Raw genomic sequence first — 17,900 nt, 5'->3', positions numbered from 1 at the left:
AAACGTTACTGGATCGGGCTTAAGGTAATTTCTACGCGGCGGTTTTGCGCTTTACCTTCCGCTGTGCTGTTGCTGGCGATCGGATTTGCCGGGCCCATACCCTGAGTGCGGATGCGGTTAGCTGCGACCCCTTGAGTGATCAAGGCGCTGGCTACGGAGTCTGCGCGCTGCTGTGACAGACGCATATTCAGATCCTGGCTGCCGGTGCTGTCGGTGAAGCCCAGCACGTTGACGGCGGTTTTATTGTACTCTTTCAGTACCATCGCCACGCCGGTCAGGGTGTTAGCACCCGCAGGCTTCAGGTTGGCACTGCTGCTGTCGAAGGTGACGTTGTTTGGCATGTTCAGAATGATGTTATCGCCACTGCGCGTCACGCTGACGCCCGTTCCCTGCATTTTTTCGCGCAGTTTCGCTTCCTGCACGTCCATGTAATAGCCGATACCACCGCCAACGGCCGCGCCAGTCGCTGCGCCAATCAGTGCGCCTTTGCCGCGATCTTTCTTCGAAGAAGAGAGTGCGCCAATGCCCGCGCCGACCAGAGAGCCAATACCTGCGCCAATGCCGGATTTACCTGCTTCGCGTTCGCCGGTGTAAGGGTTTGTTGTGCAGCCAGAAACCGCCAGGGCGCCGCTCACGATGGCAGCAATAACAAATACACGTTTCTTCATCTTAATTCCTTAATGACTTTTTCTTCTTTGCCACAGCGACCGTGGCGGTTGATTATGACGTGTGAACATGAAGAAAATTCCAGGGAAGACTCTGAAATTTGTAAGTAACATTGAACGGCATAATAAATAAGCCGTCACATCGCATTCAGGAGCGCCATCTTGGCTAATTCACCCGCACATTACTCGGTGTTAACCGCCGCCCACTGGGGACCAATCCTCGTCGACACTGATGGTGAGACAGTTTTCTCCTCGCGTGGCGCGCTGCCCACCACTCATCCCAACTCTTTGCAAACCGTGGTGCGCGACCAGGTTCACAGTAAAACGCGGGTACGTTTTCCGATGGTGCGTAAAGGGTTTCTCGCCTCGCCGGAGAACCCACAGGGCGTACGTGGGCAGGATGAGTTTGTTCGCGTCAGTTGGGACGACGCGCTGAATCTTATCCATACGCAGCATAAACGCATCCGTGACAGCTACGGCCCGGCCTCAATTTTTGCCGGTTCGTACGGCTGGCGTTCCAACGGCGTGTTACACAAAGCGGCGACCCTGTTACAGCGTTATATGGCGCTGGCGGGCGGTTATACCGGGCATCTGGGGGATTACTCGACGGGGGCTGCGCAGGCGATCATGCCGTACGTGGTGGGCGGGAACGAAGTTTACCAGCAGCAAACCAGCTGGCCGGTGGTGCTGGAGAACAGCGAGGTGGTGGTGTTGTGGAGCGCCAATCCGCTGAATACCCTGAAGATTGCCTGGAACGCGTCCGATGAGCAGGGCCTCGCGTACTTTGAGGCATTGCGCGACAGCGGTAAACGGTTGATCTGTATCGATCCGATGCGATCGGAAAGCGTCGATTTCTTTGGCGATAAGATGGAATGGATTGCCCCGCATATGGGGACCGACGTAGCGCTGATGCTGGGCATCGCGCATACGCTGGTGGAAAACGGCTGGCATGACGAGGACTTTCTCGCCCGGTGTACTACCGGATATGACCGTTTTGCCGACTATCTGCTGGGTAAATCTGATGATGTTGCAAAAACGGCAGAATGGGCGACAGAGATTTGTGGCATTCCGACGGCGAAGATACGCGAACTTGCGGCGATATTTCACCAAAATACCACCATGCTGATGGCCGGATGGGGCATGCAGCGCCAACAGTATGGCGAGCAGAAACACTGGATGATTGTCACCCTGGCCGCCATGCTCGGACAAATCGGGACGCCAGGCGGCGGTTTTGGGCTGTCGTACCATTTTGCCAATGGCGGCAACCCAACGCGCCGGGCTGCGGTGCTGGCTTCAATGCAGGGCAGCGTTAAAGGCGGCACCGACGCGGTAGATAAAATCCCGGTGGCGCGAATTGTCGAAGCGCTGGAAAATCCCGGCGGTTTTTACCAGCACAACGGCATGGACCGCCATTTCCCGGACATCCGTATGCTGTGGTGGGCGGGCGGGGCTAACTTCACCCATCATCAGGACACTAACCGTTTAATTCGCGCCTGGCAAAAACCGGAGCTGGTGGTCATCTCGGAGTGTTTCTGGACCGCCGCAGCAAAGCATGCCGATATCGTGCTGCCAGCAACCACCTCCTTTGAGCGTAATGATTTGACCATGACTGGCGATTACAGCAACCAGCACCTGGTGCCGATGAAGCAGGTCATACCGCCGCAGGACGAAGCGCGAAATGATTTTGATGTCTTTGCCGAGCTGAGTGAGCGCTGGGAAAAGGGCGGATATGAACGGTTCACCGAAGGTAAAAGCGAACTGGCGTGGCTGGAGACTTTTTACAATATTGCCGGGCAACGTGGGGCCAGTCAGCAGGTGACATTGCCGCCTTTCGCCGAGTTTTGGCAGCGCAACGCCCTGATCGAAATGCCGGAAAACGCCGCCAGCGCGCAGTTTATCCGTTTTGCGGATTTTCGCCGCGACCCGCAGGCGCATCCGCTGAAAACGGACAGCGGCAAAATTGAAATCTACTCCGCGAGGATTGCAGGTTACGGCTACGCGGACTGCGGGGGACACCCGATGTGGCTGGAGCCGGATGAGTGGTTCGGTAACGCCGAACCGGACCAGCTACAGCTGCTTTCCGCCCATCCGGCGCACCGTTTGCATAGTCAGCTTAACTACAGTGCGCTACGTGAGCAGTACGCGGTAGCGGATCGTGAGCCGATAACGATTCATCCGCAGGACGCCCACGCGCGCGGCATTGCGGATGGCGATACGGTCAGGGTGTGGAACCAGCGCGGGCAAGTTCTTGCGGGCGCGGTGGTGACGGCGGGTATTAAACCCGGCGTCATCTGTATTCATGAAGGCGCCTGGCCTGATTTGGATCTCGCAGCGAACGGTATTTGTAAAAATGGCGCCGTCAACGTGCTGACCAAAGATCTCCCCAGCTCGAAGCTGGGGAATGGCTGCGCGGGCAATACTGCGCTGGCGTGGCTTGAAAAATATAGCGGACCAACGTTGGCGCTTACGGCGTTTGATCCGCCTGCCAGCCCATAATCCACGTGGGGTGGTGAGTCTCTTCCTGCCATGCGCCGTCTTCAATGCGAAAACCCAGCGCATGGTAGAAGTTCACCGCTGATTGATTCTTCTGGTAGACCTCAAGGCTGAGTATCGAAAAGCGCTGCTGGACATGCTGCACCAGCGCTTTGCCGATCCCGCTTCTGATGGCGGCAGGTGCGACAAACAGCGCGCCGAGAAAGCGGTCGTCAATCACGCTGGCAAAGCCTTTGAGCTCGCCTTCTTCTTCCCAAACCCAGGTTTGCGCGGCTGGCAGATAAACATCCCGCACCACGGATTCACTTTCGCGCCAGTAGCGCTCTTCGATAAATGGATGGGCATGGATTGTGCTTTCCATCCACAGCGCCAAAATTGACGGCAGATCGTCAGCCTTGGATTCACGAATCATGTTGTTCTCCCGGATAACAGATGCAGCTGGTGACATGGTCGTTGACCAGGCCGCACGCCTGCATAAAGGAGTAACAAATGGTGGTGCCGACAAACTTAAATCCGCGTTTTTTTAACGCTTTAGACAGCGCGTCTGACGCAGGCGTGGAGGTGGGAATATCGCTCAGGTTGGCGGCGCGAGTCACTTGCGGTTGGTTATCAACAAATGACCAGACGAATTCGCTAAACGACTCTCCGTTTTGCGCCATCGTCAGAAAAGCACGAGCGTTGCCGATAATGGCCTGAATTTTTCCGCGATGGCGAATAATGCCGGCATCCAGTACCAGCCTTTCCACATCCTCTTCGGTCATGGCCGCCACTTTTTCCGGGTCAAAATGGTGGAAAGCGTGGCGATAATTTTCCCGTTTCTTTAGCACGGTAATCCACGATAACCCGGCCTGCTGACCTTCCAGGCAGATCATTTCGAACAGTTTATTACTATCGGTTTCGGGGACGCCCCATTCCTTGTCGTGGTAGGCAATGTAAAGTGGATCCTGACTGACCCATCCGCAACGCTGCATATTCTTCCTCGCTGTTTTTACTGGCGTAAAAATTTCATTCGGCCCGCCTTGACGCGCCAGCTAAAAAGACAATATTTAATACAGGGCCAGATGGGCCCATATCCTTCATACAATGACAATAATATTGCCGAATTCGGCTCTTTTCTGGAGTCGCGTTGATGATTATAAGAAACAGTAGTGGTCATCAGAGGTTAACTCTGGTGAGCGTTGTAGTTTGTGCGCTGTCCATCAATACAGCATATGGCTGGCAACAAGAATATATCGTTGATGCGATGTCAGGGCATACGGCTGAACGTTATACATGGGACAGCGATCACCAACCACGTTATAACGACATTCTGGAAGAACGTATTCGTTCCACTCAGAACGTGGCGGGTCCCGTGGTGAATCTGGCGGATGAGACGCCTATGGATGCGACCAGCGGCATGAGTATGGGCTGGAACTTCCCGCTTTCAAGGCAGGTGACAACTGGTCCGGTTGCCGCGCTGCATTATGATGGTTCAACCACATCTACTTACAACGAATTTGGCGATAGCGCGACTTCGGTAACGCAGAACGATCCGCTGTGGCATGCCAGCGTGAGCTCGTTGGGCTGGCGAGTCAATTCGCAGTTCGGTGATGTGCGACCGTGGGCGCAAATCAGCTATAACCAGCAGTTTGGCGAGAATATCTGGAAGGCGCAGTCGGGTCTCAGCCGCATGTCAGCAGCGGGTCAGGATGGTAACTGGGTGGATGTCACCGTCGGTGCGGATATGCTGTTGAACCCGCACATGGCGGCTTACGCAGCGCTTTCGCAGGCGGAAAACAGTACCAACAACAGCGACTATATGTACACCATGGGAGTGAGCGCCAAATTTTAACGTAAGTAATCAGCATATAAACATCTTGATTACATGTTGAGATCAACAGTCACACGCACTCCAGCGATAGCGTGTACTAACTCATGCGATAAAATTCAGTAACCCGACTTTTTGTCTCGTCATTCATTCCGCATTCCAGGCATTTCATTCCGTCCTGGCGGCATTTCATGCCGTTTTCTCCTGCTCATAAAAGCGCTTCGGTATGGTTGTTGGCAGAGAATTTCCCATTTTGTTTATGCAGGAAGACTGCCATGAAAACTTCTGATTATCAGCGTACCCGCTGGCTGACACTGATCGGCACCATCATTACCCAATTTGCTTTAGGTTCTGTTTATACCTGGAGCCTGTTTAACGGTGCGCTCTCTTCTAAGCTTGATGCGCCGGTGAGTCAGGTTGCCTTTTCCTTTGGCCTGCTGAGCCTCGGGCTGGCAATTTCTTCTTCCGTCGCCGGGAAACTGCAGGAACGTTTTGGCGTGAAACGCGTCACCATGGCCTCCGGTATTTTACTGGGTGTCGGCTTCTTCTTAACCGCCCACTCTGACAGCCTGATTATGCTGTGGCTGAGCGCCGGTGTATTGGTCGGTCTGGCGGATGGCGCAGGCTACCTGTTAACACTTTCCAACTGTGTAAAATGGTTCCCTGAGCGTAAAGGGCTGATTTCCGCCTTTGCCATCGGTTCTTACGGTCTTGGCAGCCTCGGTTTTAAATTCATCGACAGCCAACTGTTGAGCACTGTGGGTCTGGAAAAAACCTTCATGATTTGGGGCGCGATTGTGCTGGTGATGATCGTCTTTGGCTCCACGCTGATGAAAGACGCGCCGAATCAGGAAGTGAAAACGAAAAATGGCGTGGTTGAGAATGACTACACCCTGGCGCAGTCCATGCGTAAACCGCAGTACTGGATGCTGGCAGTGATGTTCCTGACGGCGTGTATGAGTGGGCTGTATGTGATTGGCGTGGCGAAAGATATTGCACAAAGCCTGGCGCATATGGATGTGGCAACGGCGGCAAATGCGGTTACCGTCATTTCTATCGCTAACTTGTCCGGTCGTCTGGTTCTGGGGATTCTGTCCGACAAAATCTCTCGTATTCGCGTTATCACCATTGGGCAGGTCGTTTCGCTGGTCGGTATGGCGGCACTGCTGTTCGCCCCGCTGAATGATGCGACCTTCTTCGCGGCGATTGCCTGTGTAGCATTTAACTTTGGCGGTACCATCACCGTGTTCCCGTCACTGGTGAGCGAGTTCTTCGGTTTGAATAACCTGGCTAAAAACTACGGCGTCATTTACTTAGGTTTCGGTATCGGCAGCATTTGTGGTTCCATTATCGCCTCGCTGTTCGGCGGTTTCTATGTGACCTTCTGCGTTATCTTTGCGCTGTTAATTATCTCGCTGGCACTATCCACCACCATCCGCCAGCCACAGCGTAGCGTATATACCGAGGCGCACGCCTAAACCTATTAGTAGTCTGATTAATACCTGGCGCATATATTTACAAAAATATATGCGTCATTTGCATTCTCCATAAGCACTTTTTCCCCCTCCTGTGGTCTACTTACCCGCGCCCGTAGACATTTCACTTCTGCTGTTGTCGCATTTTCCCCTGCCTGGTCTGTTTGACTACTGCTCAGGGTGTTTTAATCCCGATTCCCAGGGTTTGTTTGCATGAGATATATTAAGTCGATGACGCAGCAGAAACTCAGTTTCCTGCTGGCAATCTATATCGGTTTGTTTATGAACTGTGCTGTATTTTTCCGGCGCTTTAGCGGATATGCACACGAGTTTACCGTCTGGAAAGGACTCTCTGCGGTTGTTGAATTAGCCGGCACTGTGCTGGTGACCTTCTTTTTACTACGGCTTCTCTCTTTATTTGGTCGGCGCGCCTGGCGTGTCCTGACAACCTTAGTGGTGCTGTGTTCTGCTGGTGCCAGCTATTACATGACCTTCCTGAATGTGGTAATTGGTTACGGTATTATTGCCTCCGTAATGACCACGGATATTGATTTATCGAAAGAAGTGGTTGGCTGGCATTTTGTCGTGTGGCTGGTTTCGGTCAGCATTATACCGTTGGTTCTGATTTGGAGTAATCGCTGCCGCTATACCCTGATGAAACAGATACGTACGCCTGGCATGAGATGGCGCAGCGTGGCGGTAGTTTTACTGGCTGGTCTGATGGTATGGGTCCCGATTCGCCTGCTGAGCATGCAACAGAGAAGCGTTGAGCGAGCAACGGGAATCGATTTACCCAGCTATGGCGGGGTAGTGGCGAATTCCTATCTGCCGTCAAACTGGCTCTCTGCGCTGGGTCTGTACGCCTGGGCACAGGTGGATGAATCCTCAGACAACAAATCGTTGATGAACCCGGCGAAGAAGTTTACCTATGTTGCCCCCAAAAACCTCGACGACACCTATGTGGTCTTTATTATCGGCGAAACGACCCGCTGGGATCATATGGGGATTTTTGGCTATGAGCGTAATACCACGCCAAGGCTCGCCCAGGAGAAAAATCTGGCCGCCTTCCGTGGATATTCCTGTGATACGGCAACCAAACTTTCGCTGCGTTGCATGTTTGTGCGTGAGGGTGGGGCAGAAGAAAACCCGCAGCGTACCCTGAAAGAACAAAACGTCTTCTCCGTGCTCGGCCAGTTAGGGTTCAAGACCGATCTTTACGCGATGCAAAGCGAGATGTGGTTCTACAGTAACACCATGGCGGAGAACATCGCCTATCGTGAGCAGATTGGCGCAGAGCCACGTAACCGTGGCAAGAACGTTGACGATATGCTGCTGATTACCGAGATGCAGCAGTCTTTACAGAATAATGAAGATGGTGACAAGCATCTGATTATTCTGCACACCAAAGGCTCGCATTTTAACTACACCCAGCGCTACACCCGCGAATATGCGCAGTGGAAGCCGGAGTGTGTCAATGTTGATAGCGGTTGCTCGAAAGCTGAGATGATCAACTCATTCGATAACTCGGTAACCTATGTTGATCACTTTATTACCAAAGTGTTTGATCAACTACGCGATAAGAAAGCGATCGTGTTTTATGCCGCCGATCACGGTGAGTCGATTAACGAGCGCGAGCACCTGCACGGTACGCCGCGTAAAATGGCGCCACCTGAGCAGTTCCGCGTACCTATGATGGTGTGGATGTCTGACAAATATCTGGAAGACCCAGACCATGCGAAGGCGTTTGCACACCTTAAGCAAGAAGCTGATATGAAGGTGCCGCGTCGTCATGTGGAACTGTACGACACCATTTTGGGTTGCCTCGGCTATACCTCGCCAAATGGTGGTATTAACGAGAATAATAACTGGTGTCGTATCCCGGACGCGAATGAGGCGACAGCCCAGTAACTGAGCTGCTGACTTTCTCGCCGATCAAATGGCATTTTGATACTAAGGGATTGACGGGCGCGCAACTGAGCAGTAAGATGCGCCCCGCATTCGGTGATTGGCGCAGCCTGGTAGCGCACTTCGTTCGGGACGAAGGGGTCGGAGGTTCGAATCCTCTATCACCGACCAAATTAGAAAAGCCTGCTCTCTGAGCGGGCTTTTTGCATTCCGGAATCCACGAGGATGAGAACCTCCGGGGGCAAGAGGTTCGACTCGAGCGTAGCGAGAGAACGTTGCGTCAGCAACGGCCCGCAGGGCGAGCCACGCAGTGGCGAGTAATCCTCTATCACCGACCAAATTAGAAAAGCCCGCTCTCTGAGCGGGCTTTTTGCATTTGTGGCTTTTGTAGGCCTGATAAGCGAAGCGCCATCAGGCAAAACATCACGCTATAACAGACATTGCCGGATGCGGCGCAAGCGCCTTATCCGGCCTACAGGCGAAGCGCTGGCAGGGCGTATTTTTTGTTTTTCCGACCCCACGTTTGACCTTCATTTTATCTGCAAAAATTGTGCACCACTTCCCACTGACTGTTAACGATTCTGTGACATATTCCATTGCCTTTTTTTATATTTGCTTGAAACTTTTTTTGCGCTACTTATGGCTGAAGCTGGCATTTTCCGCTGTGCGCTTTAACGTTCATGGTGTTAATCGCTCAGATATGCAGCATTAATTTAGAAAGTTTGAATAAATTGCATAAATGTTAATCACCAAATGTTGCGAAATATGAAGATGTTTATTCTGGCATAGTGCGCGTAGCACAAATTTCCCTGCTGAAAATGTCCTTCCGCACTTTTTTTAATCTTTGTTTGTGAATTCTCACCGTTGGCGTAAATCACGGTGACCTGTATTGACGTTTTCACATTCTGTTGACAGATTGTAGGGTATGAGGGGCATTTCATGGAGAATCCGCACTGCAACTCAGTCGCTTATGTGAACGGAATCCCCATCCTCTTAACGCCGACCCGGCCGGGTAAAAAACAAAAAAGGCCAGGCGGTGCAAACCCACTGCAAAGGGTAAAACAACAAACATCACATTGGAGCAGAAGAATGAGTATTTCCTTGAAGAAGTCAGGGATGCTGAAGCTTGGTCTGAGCCTGGTGGCTATGACCGTCGCAGCAAGCGTACAGGCTAAAACTCTGGTTTATTGTTCAGAAGGATCTCCTGAAGGCTTTAACCCGCAGCTTTTCACCTCTGGCACCACCTATGATGCCAGCTCCGTACCGATCTATAACCGCCTGGTCGAGTTCAAAACCGGTACGACTGAAGTGATCCCGGGCCTTGCTGAGAAGTGGGAAATCAGCGAAGACGGCAAAACCTATACCTTCCACCTGCGTCAGGGCGTGAAGTGGCAGGACAACAAAGAATTTAAACCGACGCGCGATTTTAACGCCGATGACGTGGTGTTCTCTTTCGATCGTCAGAAAAATGCCCAGAACCCGTACCATAAAGTCTCTGGCGGCAGCTATGAATACTTCGAAGGGATGGGTCTGCCGGATCTGATCTCCGAAGTGAAAAAAGTGGACGATAAAACCGTTCAGTTCGTGCTGACTCGCCCGGAAGCGCCGTTCCTGGCTGACCTGGCGATGGACTTCGCTTCTATTCTTTCCAAAGAATATGCTGACAACATGCTGAAAGCCGGTTCTCCGGAGAAAGTGGATCTGAACCCAATTGGTACCGGTCCGTTCCAGCTGCAGCAGTACCAGAAAGACTCCCGTATTCTGTATAAAGCATTCGAAGGTTACTGGGGCACCAAGCCGCAGATCGACCGTCTGGTCTTCTCCATTACGCCTGACGCTTCCGTGCGTTACGCCAAACTGCAGAAGAACGAGTGCCAGGTGATGCCGTACCCGAACCCGGCAGACATCGCGCGCATGAAGCAGGATAAAAACATCAACCTGATGGAGCAGGCGGGTCTGAACGTTGGCTACCTCTCTTTCAACACCGAGAAGAAACCGTTTGATGACGTGAAAGTCCGTCAGGCGCTGACCTACGCGGTAAACAAAGAAGCGATCATCAAAGCGGTTTATCAGGGCGCTGGCGTTGCCGCGAAAAACCTGATCCCGCCGACCATGTGGGGCTATAACGACGACGTTAAAGACTACACCTACGATCCTGAGAAGGCCAAAGCGCTGCTGAAGGAAGCGGGTCAGGACAAAGGCTTTACCGTTGAGCTGTGGGCTATGCCGGTACAGCGTCCATATAACCCGAACGCACGTCGTATGGCAGAAATGGTTCAGGCTGACTGGGCGAAAATTGGCGTTCAGGCCAAGATTGTGACCTACGAGTGGGGCGAGTATCTGAAACGCGCCAAAGCGGGTGAGCATCAGGCGGTGATGATGGGCTGGACCGGTGACAACGGGGATCCGGACAACTTCTTCGCGACCTTGTTCAGCTGTGCGGCAGCGAAAGACGGTTCTAACTACTCTCGCTGGTGCTACAAGCCGTTTGAAGACCTGATCCAGCCGGCGCGTGCGACCGACGATCACAACAAACGTATTGAACTGTACAAGCAAGCTCAGGTTGTTATGCACGACCAGGCTCCGGCTCTGATTGTTGCTCACTCCACCGTGTACGAACCAGTGCGTAAAGAAGTGAAAGGCTATGTGGTTGATCCATTAGGCAAACACCACTTCGAAAACGTCTCTGTCGAATAATTAAAAGCAATTAAGGAAGCGCTGCGCCCCGGTGTTGTGTAGGCCGGATAAGCGCAGCGCCCTCCGGCGTAATGCTTTACCCGCGATGCAGTTTGCGTGGGATAAGATTTGTGAGCAATACAGACTCACGGTTCCAGGCCGTGCGTCATTAGAGAGAATCCGGGTTATGTTGCAGTTCATTCTCCGACGTTTGGGACTCGTCATCCCCACGTTTATCGGTATCACTCTTCTCACCTTTGCCTTTGTCCATATGATCCCCGGCGATCCGGTTATGATCATGGCGGGTGAACGTGGGATCTCCCCTGAGCGTCATGCTCAACTGTTGGCTGAACTCGGTCTGGATAAGCCGATGTGGCAGCAGTACCTCCACTATATCTGGGGGGTTATGCATGGTGATTTAGGTATCTCACTGAAAAGCCGCTTACCGGTGTGGGAAGAGTTCGTACCTCGCTTCAAAGCAACGCTGGAACTCGGCGTCTGCGCGATGATTTTCGCCGTCGCAGTGGGTATCCCAGTGGGTGTACTTGCTGCCGTTAAGCGCGGCTCCATTTTCGATCACACGGCAGTTGGCCTGGCGCTGACCGGTTACTCTATGCCGATTTTCTGGTGGGGCATGATGCTGATCATGCTGGTTTCCGTGCAGTTGAACCTGACGCCAGTTTCTGGGCGGGTGAGCGACATGGTGTTCCTTGATGATTCCAATCCGCTAACCGGCTTTATGCTGATCGACACCGCCATCTGGGGTGAAGAGGGTAACTTTATTGATGCGTTGGCGCATATGATCCTGCCTGCGATGGTGCTGGGTACCATTCCTCTGGCGGTCATTGTGCGTATGACCCGTTCATCGATGCTGGAAGTGCTGGGTGAAGATTACATCCGTACCGCGCGCGCCAAAGGCCTGACCCGTATGCGCGTCATCATTATTCACGCTCTGCGTAACGCGATGCTGCCCGTGGTGACCGTTATCGGCCTGCAGGTTGGTACGTTGCTGGCCGGGGCGATCCTGACCGAGACCATCTTCTCGTGGCCGGGACTGGGGCGCTGGCTGATCGATGCGCTGCAACGCCGCGATTATCCGGTGGTGCAGGGCGGGGTGCTGCTGGTCGCGACGATGATTATCCTCGTCAACCTGCTGGTAGACCTGCTGTACGGCGTGGTGAACCCGCGTATTCGGCATAAGAAGTAAGGGGCCATCATGTCACAGGTTACTGAAAATAAAGTTATTGCTGCACCGGTGCCGATGACTCCGCTGCAGGAGTTCTGGCACTATTTTAAACGCAACAAAGGTGCGGTTGTTGGGCTGGTGTACGTTGTGGTGATGATCCTGATTGCGGTCTTTGCCAACGTCCTCGCACCCTACAACCCGGCAGACCAGTTCCGCGATACGCTGCTGGCTCCTCCCGCGTGGCAGGACGGCGGTACCATGGCGCATCTGTTTGGTACTGATGATGTAGGCCGCGACGTGTTGTCCCGCCTGATGTACGGTGCGCGTCTGTCGCTGTTGGTCGGCTGTCTGGTGGTAGTACTCTCCCTGCTGATGGGCGTGGTTCTTGGGCTGATCGCCGGTTACTTTGGCGGGATTGTCGATAACGTCATCATGCGTGTGGTCGATATCATGCTGGCATTGCCGAGCCTGTTGCTGGCGCTGGTGCTGGTGGCGGTATTTGGCCCCTCGATTGGCAACGCCGCGCTGGCGCTGACGTTCGTGGCATTGCCGCACTATGTCCGTTTGACGCGCGCCGCCGTGCTGGTGGAGGTTAACCGCGACTACGTCACTGCATCTCGCGTGGCGGGAGCCGGCGCGATGCGCCAGATGTTCGTCAACATTCTTCCTAACTGTCTTGCGCCGCTGATTGTTCAGGCGTCGCTTGGCTTCTCTAACGCCATTCTCGATATGGCTGCCCTCGGCTTCTTGGGGATGGGCGCACAGCCGCCTACGCCGGAATGGGGCACCATGCTCTCTGACGTTCTACAGTTTGCCCAAAGCGCCTGGTGGGTTGTGACCTTCCCGGGGCTGGCGATCCTGTTGACGGTGCTGGCATTTAACCTGATGGGTGACGGTCTGCGTGACGCGCTCGATCCCAAACTGAAGCAGTAAGAGGTTCGAGATGGCGTTATTAAATGTAGATAAATTATCGGTGCATTTCGGCGACGTAGGTTCCGAATTCCGCGCCGTAGACCGCATTAGCTACAGTGTGAATCAGGGTGAAGTGGTTGGCATTGTAGGAGAGTCCGGCTCTGGTAAGTCCGTCAGTTCGCTGGCGATTATGGGACTGATTGACTACCCAGGCCGCGTTATGGCCGAAAATCTGGAGTTTAATGGTCGCGACCTGAAGCGCATCTCTGAGAAAGAGCGTCGCCAGTTAGTGGGCGCGGAAGTGGCGATGATCTTCCAGGACCCGATGACCAGCCTTAACCCCTGCTACACCGTCGGCTACCAGATTATGGAAGCTATTAAAGTGCACCAGGGCGGCAACAAAAAAACGCGTATTCAGCGGGCAATAGACCTGCTGACGCTGGTGGGGATCCCCGATCCGGCCTCGCGTCTTGATGTATATCCGCACCAGTTGTCCGGTGGGATGAGTCAGCGCGTGATGATCGCGATGGCGATAGCCTGTCGTCCGAAACTGCTGATTGCCGACGAACCGACAACGGCGCTGGATGTGACTATTCAGGCGCAGATCATCGAGCTACTGCTGGAATTGCAGCAAAAAGAGAACATGGCGCTGGTCTTAATCACGCACGATCTGGCGCTGGTGGCTGAAGCGGCACACAAAATCATCGTGATGTACGCCGGTCAGGTGGTAGAAACCGGAGCCGCGCAGGATATCTTTCGCGCGCCGCGTCATCCTTACACCCAGGCGCTGCTGCGCGCGCTGCCTGAGTTTGCTCAGGATAAAGCACGTCTGGCCTCGCTGCCGGGCGTGGTTCCCGGGAAATATGACCGCCCGAGCGGCTGTTTGCTGAACCCACGCTGCCCCTATGCGACCGACAAATGCCGCGCTGAAGAACCTGAACTGAACCTGCTGGAAGGCGGTCGTCAGTCGAAATGCCACTACCCACTTGATGATGCCGGGAGGCCTGGGCTATGAGTATGCAAAAGGCCACTTTGTCACAGCCGCTGTTGCAGGCTATTGATCTGAAAAAACACTACCCGGTGAAAAAGGGCATGTTCGCCCCGGAGCGCCTGGTGAAAGCGCTGGACGGCGTCTCCTTTACCTTAGAGCGTGGTAAAACGCTGGCGGTGGTAGGCGAGTCGGGCTGTGGGAAATCCACCCTTGGCCGCCTGCTGACGATGATTGAAGTCCCGACCGGCGGTGAGCTGTATTACCAGGGACAGGATCTGCTTAAGCACGACCCGCAGGCGCAAAAGCTGCGTCGGCAGAAAATCCAGATTGTATTCCAGAACCCGTACGGTTCCCTGAACCCGCGTAAGAAAGTGGGGCAGATTCTGGAAGAGCCGCTGCTGATCAACTCCACGCTCAGCAAAGAGGAGCGTCGTGAAAAAGCGCTGGCGATGATGGCGAAAGTGGGGCTGAAAACCGAACACTACGACCGCTATCCGCATATGTTCTCCGGCGGTCAGCGTCAGCGTATTGCCATCGCTCGCGGTCTGATGCTTGACCCGGACGTGGTGATTGCCGATGAACCGGTCTCAGCGCTGGACGTTTCGGTGCGTGCGCAGGTGCTGAACCTGATGATGGATTTGCAGCAGGAACTGGGGCTGTCATACGTCTTTATCTCGCACGACCTGTCGGTGGTCGAGCACATTGCCGATGAAGTGATGGTGATGTATTTAGGCCGCTGCGTGGAGAAAGGGACGAAGGACCAAATCTTCAATAATCCGCGTCATCCGTACACGCAAGCGCTGCTCTCCGCAACGCCGCGTCTGAACCCGGACGATCGCCGTGAGCGTATCAAGCTGACCGGTGAACTGCCAAGCCCGCTGAATCCGCCGCCGGGCTGTGCGTTCAACGCCCGCTGCCGTCGTCGCTTTGGTCCGTGTACCCAGCTTCAGCCGCAGTTGAAAGATTACGGCGGTCAACTGGTGGCTTGTTTTGCCGTTGACCAGGATGAGAACCCACAGCAATAAACCTGGGTTATGACCCGTTAACCGGAGCCTTGTGCTCCGGTTTTTTTATATTTTCTCTTTACGTCCACAATGTGAGTCCTTTGGCAGAACATTATTCCACAGCGTCTAGAATGTAGTCAGATTCCCTCTAGTCACAAAAATATCTATTTCGCAGTTGCTAACTACCAGGAGCAAATGTGGTCACGATACGCTGGGATATTAAAACAATTGATCGTCTGTCGATGGTTGAGGATGTCCTGAAGGAATTTTCCTGCTGTGATATCAATATCATCTCCATGAAAGTCACGCCTGGGCGGATCCTGATTAAATCCTGGTGCCGCCAGCTACAGGATATTTCCTGTGTGCAATCCTGTTTAAGCCAGCGCGCCGATATTATTCATGTCGCTTACCTCTGTGAGGAGATAAGCGAACTGTCAACGCCGGAGCCGGAACGCCCGCGCTATTTCTCTGACATTATTTGCAGTAGCCAGAGCATGCACGCGCTTATCGAAAAGGCGATAAAAATTGCCGACAGCAAATATACCGTTCTGATCCGTGGCGATACGGGGACCGGTAAAGAGCTGCTGGCCCGGGCTATCCATAATTCCGGGCAGCGACGTTTTTATCCGTTTATTCCGGTCAACTGCTCTGCGCTACCTGAGTCGCTAATGGAGAGTGAATTCTTTGGCTATGAGAAAGGGGCTTTCAGCGGCGCGGATTGTAAAGGCAAAAAAGGGCTGTTTGAAATGGCCGATAAAGGCACCCTTTTTCTCGATGAGTTTGGCGAAATGTCGCTGAGCTTACAGGCTAAACTCCTGCGCGTGCTTCAGGATGGCGGGATTCGGCGCGTTGGCGGAGCGCATATTATTCCGGTCAATGTGCGCATTATTGTGGCAACCAATGCCAATCTGGAAGAGATGGTAGAACAACGTCTGCTGCGCGCCGATCTCTATTACCGCATCAACGTGCTTTCACTGACCATTCCACCTTTGCGCGAGCGCCCACAGGATATCAGCCTGCTGATTCGCCACTTTGTGCAGAAATACGCAAAGGAATTCCAGCGGCGGATCATTCTGGATAAAGCCTGTTTTGATGCCCTGCACCATCACACCTGGCCGGGAAACGTGCGCGAACTGGAAAATACCATTATTCGCCTGATGCTGATGGCGGAATCCGATGTTATTACGCGGGAAGAATTAGGGATGGTGAATTTGCCTGCCGTTGAGCGGGGCCCGACAGAACGTCCTTTTAAAGAGCAGGTTCTGCGTGCTGAACGCCAGCTCATTGAACAGATGGTGGAAGATAATGTGTCGTCACGGCATATCGCCAAAGCGCTGGGCGTGTCGCACACCACGGTGCTGAATAAAATTCGCGGCTATCAGCTGGAGAGTGTAGGTTAAGCGCCGCCAGCGTCTGACGGCGCGATATACATGGGTTATTCAATCAGCTTCAATAAGGGCGACAGGCACAGCAGAATTCCGTACAGCAGGATCAACCAGGTTTTCAGTCCGCGCAGTTTTTCCAGTTGCGTTACTTTATAGATCAGGAAGAACGGAATAATACACGACACAATCCCGTAAAGCGGGCTACCTAACTGGAAGAACACCAGTACCGATACGCGAAATGACACCCAAATGACCAGGGTGATAACAATAAAGGTGCAAATACCCAGCGTAAGCACCAACGGATTAATTTTCTCAACGTCAATGACGCGGCTCAGAACGTTGAGAATAATACCTTTGATCGCTTCGTGGAATCCCAGATAAATACCAAAGAACGCGGTTAATACGGCGAAGATATTTAATACCGTTGAGGTGATATGAATAATCTGCCCAGGAATGACCTGAGCCGCCAGCGCCAGTGCTGAAATATTTTGTTCAAAAGCCGAAACGGCCTCTTCATGGCTAATGGAAAAGGTAAAAGAGAAGGAGAAAAACAGAATGACAGCAATCAGAGTAATGTAACTGATGCGATGCGTACGGATTGCCATACGCGTAGCCAGCACCCGGTCTGCCACCCGTTTGCGGTAGGCGATGTTCATTGGGTTCAACACCTGAATAAACACCGCTGAGAAGAAGCAGAACGGGATGGTTAGCAGTACATCACGAAAGAAGACCGATGCTTCAGGGAAGGCGCTGATATTAGCGAAGTTCCAGTGCGGAACCATCGCAAAACCAAATACGATGATGATACCTACTTTGACCACCACCATCGGGCCGGAGATTTTGAACAGCAGCTTTTCTCCCCCGGAAGCAATGGCGACCAGCACGGCAAAAATGGCCACTTTATAGATTATCGACTGCGAAAGATCGGCCTCGGTCAAGCCGAAGGTTTTAATATATGAGGCGCTGTCAAAAACCACGGATAAAGAATAAATAAATATGCCGTGAATAATCATCAGGAAATAGATGACGCCAAGAAATACGCCCCAGTTTTTTCCCAGGTAATGACTTATAATATCCGTGTAGTCATTACAGGTTTCGCTTTCTGATAATGTTTTTAAATAAATATCCTGCACAATATAAGTTGCCGGATAAGCAATAATAAAGGCAACGATAAATACCCAAATGCCTGTTAAGCCAATTTGTACCGGCATCAGTACCGTTCCGGCACCAATGGCCATGCCGATACACAGTAATACCCAGCCAAAATCGTATTTCGTAAACGGTATTTTTTTTGAGAATGGTACGGCGGTTGCTGTATTGTTGCTTAATTGTAATGTGTTGTCCTGCATAGAACCCCCTGCCCAAAATACACGTTCTCCCCGAAAGAGGATCGCGTGTATT

General features: G+C 52.9%; 14 protein-coding genes, 1 tRNA gene and 1 other RNA gene. 12 read left to right on the top strand and 4 right to left on the bottom strand.

What is annotated here, in order from left to right; genetic code table 11:
- Positions 1-5: 5 nt before the first annotated feature.
- Positions 6-668, bottom strand: a complete 663-nt coding sequence (locus OGX96_RS06270; protein WP_195995065.1) for an OmpA family lipoprotein — start codon at positions 666-668, stop codon at positions 6-8.
- A gap of 159 nt (positions 669-827) precedes the next feature.
- Here OGX96_RS06270 and OGX96_RS06265 point away from each other — a divergent pair, with 159 nt between their 5' ends.
- The gene (locus tag OGX96_RS06265) at positions 828-3,161 is read left to right on the top strand and encodes a molybdopterin guanine dinucleotide-containing S/N-oxide reductase (RefSeq protein ID WP_286582458.1); all 2,334 of its coding nucleotides are present in this window, start codon (positions 828-830) and stop codon (positions 3,159-3,161) included.
- Here OGX96_RS06265 and OGX96_RS06260 read toward each other — a convergent pair.
- Both OGX96_RS06260 and tag read right to left on the bottom strand, forming a co-directional pair.
- The gene (locus tag OGX96_RS06260; protein ID WP_008786424.1) at positions 3,130-3,570 is read right to left on the bottom strand and encodes an N-acetyltransferase; all 441 of its coding nucleotides are present in this window, start codon (positions 3,568-3,570) and stop codon (positions 3,130-3,132) included. The two genes, OGX96_RS06265 and OGX96_RS06260, sit on opposite strands and share 32 nt — an antisense overlap.
- Positions 3,560-4,129, bottom strand: a complete 570-nt coding sequence (gene tag, locus OGX96_RS06255) for a DNA-3-methyladenine glycosylase I (protein WP_008786423.1) — start codon at positions 4,127-4,129, stop codon at positions 3,560-3,562. Before tag ends, OGX96_RS06260 begins: the two co-directional genes overlap by 11 nt.
- A 158-nt stretch (positions 4,130-4,287) precedes the next feature.
- Between tag and OGX96_RS06250 the strand changes: the two genes are divergently transcribed.
- From OGX96_RS06250 to OGX96_RS06200, 11 genes are all read left to right on the top strand, one after another.
- The gene (locus OGX96_RS06250) at positions 4,288-4,989 is read left to right on the top strand and encodes an autotransporter outer membrane beta-barrel domain-containing protein (protein WP_020996061.1); all 702 of its coding nucleotides are present in this window, start codon (positions 4,288-4,290) and stop codon (positions 4,987-4,989) included.
- A gap of 251 nt (positions 4,990-5,240) precedes the next feature.
- Entirely contained in the window at positions 5,241-6,443 is a 1,203-nt protein-coding gene (locus tag OGX96_RS06245) for an L-lactate MFS transporter (protein WP_020996062.1), read from the top strand.
- A gap of 210 nt (positions 6,444-6,653) precedes the next feature.
- Positions 6,654-8,348 carry a kdo(2)-lipid A phosphoethanolamine 7''-transferase gene (eptB, locus tag OGX96_RS06240; RefSeq protein ID WP_286582455.1) on the top strand — a complete coding sequence of 565 codons (1,695 nt, stop codon included), beginning with the start codon at positions 6,654-6,656 and terminating at the stop codon, positions 8,346-8,348.
- A gap of 91 nt (positions 8,349-8,439) precedes the next feature.
- Positions 8,440-8,516 (top strand) — tRNA-Pro (locus tag OGX96_RS06235).
- Between the two features lie 34 nt (positions 8,517-8,550).
- Positions 8,551-8,683: non-coding RNA, RtT sRNA (locus OGX96_RS06230), on the top strand.
- A 751-nt stretch (positions 8,684-9,434) separates the two neighbouring features.
- Entirely contained in the window at positions 9,435-11,042 is a 1,608-nt protein-coding gene (dppA, locus tag OGX96_RS06225; protein ID WP_003827414.1) for a dipeptide ABC transporter periplasmic-binding protein DppA, read from the top strand.
- A gap of 166 nt (positions 11,043-11,208) precedes the next feature.
- Positions 11,209-12,228: a dipeptide ABC transporter permease DppB gene (dppB, locus tag OGX96_RS06220; protein WP_032945322.1), complete on the top strand. Its 1,020-nt coding sequence runs from the start codon at positions 11,209-11,211 to the stop codon at positions 12,226-12,228.
- 9 nt (positions 12,229-12,237) lie between these two features.
- Positions 12,238-13,140: a dipeptide ABC transporter permease DppC gene (gene dppC / locus OGX96_RS06215; RefSeq protein ID WP_048215338.1), complete on the top strand. Its 903-nt coding sequence runs from the start codon at positions 12,238-12,240 to the stop codon at positions 13,138-13,140.
- A 10-nt stretch (positions 13,141-13,150) separates the two neighbouring features.
- Complete coding sequence (gene dppD, locus OGX96_RS06210) at positions 13,151-14,134, top strand: dipeptide ABC transporter ATP-binding protein (protein ID WP_003024317.1); 984 nt, start codon at positions 13,151-13,153, stop codon at positions 14,132-14,134.
- Positions 14,131-15,135 carry a dipeptide ABC transporter ATP-binding subunit DppF gene (gene dppF / locus OGX96_RS06205; RefSeq protein ID WP_286582453.1) on the top strand — a complete coding sequence of 335 codons (1,005 nt, stop codon included), beginning with the start codon at positions 14,131-14,133 and terminating at the stop codon, positions 15,133-15,135. Before dppD ends, dppF begins: the two co-directional genes overlap by 4 nt.
- 176 nt (positions 15,136-15,311) lie before the next feature.
- Positions 15,312-16,514, top strand: coding sequence for a sigma-54 interaction domain-containing protein (locus OGX96_RS06200; RefSeq protein WP_286582452.1), 1,203 nt, complete (start codon positions 15,312-15,314; stop codon positions 16,512-16,514).
- A 35-nt stretch (positions 16,515-16,549) separates the two neighbouring features.
- Here the strand turns inward: OGX96_RS06200 and OGX96_RS06195 are convergent, their stop codons facing one another.
- Positions 16,550-17,848 carry an aromatic amino acid transport family protein gene (locus OGX96_RS06195; protein WP_043018665.1) on the bottom strand — a complete coding sequence of 433 codons (1,299 nt, stop codon included), beginning with the start codon at positions 17,846-17,848 and terminating at the stop codon, positions 16,550-16,552.
- Positions 17,849-17,900 lie beyond the last annotated feature (52 nt).

Source organism: Citrobacter sp. Cpo100, assembly GCF_030332595.1.
Lineage (GTDB): Bacteria > Pseudomonadota > Gammaproteobacteria > Enterobacterales > Enterobacteriaceae > Citrobacter > Citrobacter portucalensis.
Note: the sequence above shows the minus strand (reverse complement) of the source record. Positions and strands in the feature narration are given on the sequence as shown.